Origin of the sequence: Neiella marina (assembly GCF_002165625.1) — a bacterium.
Classification (GTDB): Bacteria; Pseudomonadota; Gammaproteobacteria; order Enterobacterales; family Neiellaceae; genus Neiella; species Neiella marina.
The window spans coordinates 1-1,789 of record NZ_NGNS01000045.1 but is presented as its reverse complement, the minus strand read 5'-3'; the positions used below and the strand labels follow the sequence as shown (position 1 = coordinate 1,789).

The following is a 1,789-nucleotide window of genomic DNA, read 5'->3' as shown; positions in this document are numbered from 1 at the left end:
AACCGCGGTCTGCCACTGCTCGATTTGATTGATGAAGGCAACATCGGCTTAATCCGCGCCGTTGAGAAGTTCGACCCAGAACGCGGTTTCCGCTTCTCGACTTACGCTACGTGGTGGATCCGCGAGAACATCGAACGCGCACTAATGAACCAAAGCCGCGCGGTGCGCCTGCCGGTGCATTTGATTAAAGAAATGAATGTTTACCTGCGTACTGCCAAAGCAATGAGCAAATCGCTGGGGGCTGAGCCAAGTGCCGAAGAGTTAGCCGCTCACATGGGTAAACCAGTTGCAGACGTACACCGTATGTTGCAACTCAATAGCAAAACCAGCTCGTTGGATATTCCGGTCGGTGAAAATCAAAACGCCACCATGGCGGACATGATTCGCGATGACAATCACATCAGCACCGAAGATCGCATTCAACAAGATGAGCTAAACGGTTCACTAGCAGCAGCAATTGAAACACTGGAGCCCAAACAACGCGAAATCCTCGCCCGCCGTTTTGGTTTATTGGGTCACGAGCCAACGACACTGAAAGAAATTGGCAAAGAGATGGGCGTGACGCGTGAAAGTATTCGTCAGGCTCAGGTCAAGGCGCTAAACAAGCTGCGCGTGGTCTTTGAAAAGCAAGGTATCTCGATGGATATGGTGTTGAGCGCCACAGCGTAACACCACCATCAACATGGTTTTATGAATTCTCCCCCTACGTTAACGCGTTTGGCCTCGGCTCTTTGCCGGGGCCTTTTTTTTGCTGATGTTTTTGCTGATGTTTTTATTGATGTTTTGGTGCCGTTTGCGCAAGTACTTTTACCAGCAAAAAGCTAGCGATTTTTCCAGCCTCAGACCGGCAATTTTGCTAGTACCGAACGATATCAAAGCGCCCTAATCTTTATCTCAACAACGTAATACAAACAATGTAATACAAACAATGCAATACATGATTAACAACCCCAGCACTCCCCCTCTTAATTTTGCTGGTTGATACAAGGAATGGACAAGATGAAAGTTGCCAAACTATTACTAGCTGGTCTAATGGCTCTGAGTACCACTGCAGTTGCCAGTGAGGTCGACTCTGAAGCGCAACAACACCGCTTAGGCTTCGGTATCGGTGTTTGGGAAGCCATGGAGCAAATGGATATTTACTACGTCCAAGGTGCCTATGAATTTGCCGAGTATGAGCCGCTTTGGGGCATCCGCCCGACGGTTATCGGCATGGTCAGTGAAGATGGTGAGTACTACGCAGCGGGCGGCTGGTTAAAAGAATTTACCATCAGTGAGCGCTGGGATTGGGGCTTTGGCAATGTCGTGGGTTACCACAGCGATACTGATCATCTAGGCCATCACCTCGAGTTCTATTCCCGTATTTTTGCCAACTACGACATTCAGGAAGACGCATTTTTACGCCTGGAGTTCGGTCACCTCTCCAATGCCAGTATCGGCGATCGGAATCCTGGTACAGAAACCTTAACTTTGACCTACAACTGGCGCATTTAACGTACCAGTACTAGGCGAAGCGAATCGAACTAAGAAAGGAACTTAGTTAGTCATCTCCAATGACATGAAAGCTGCAAGTCAGTAACGGTTAAAAGCTCCAGCTCTGCTGGAGCTTTTTTTTGCCTGCGGTCAGAACTGGTAGTTTTACTAGCCCTTCAGCCGGTGTTTTTTCCTGCCCCAGACCCGCAGTTTTGCGAGTATCGACAAAGCCACCAACCACATAACATTTACATCAACAAAACAACACTGACTTAACAACATCGGCCCACCGATAACAGCAAGTCACTATAGAACA

At 48.3% G+C, this 1,789-nt stretch carries 2 protein-coding genes; both read left to right on the top strand.

Translation table 11 applies throughout. The features are described from left to right. Positions 1–669: sigma-70 family RNA polymerase sigma factor (locus CBE68_RS18560; RefSeq protein ID WP_087507716.1), on the top strand; the 669-nt coding region annotated here is incomplete at its 5' end. Between the two features lie 330 nt (positions 670–999). Then, positions 1,000–1,494 carry an acyloxyacyl hydrolase gene (locus CBE68_RS18555; protein ID WP_158100675.1) on the top strand — a complete coding sequence of 165 codons (495 nt, stop codon included), beginning with the start codon at positions 1,000–1,002 and terminating at the stop codon, positions 1,492–1,494. The last annotated feature ends 295 nt before the right edge of the window (positions 1,495–1,789 follow it).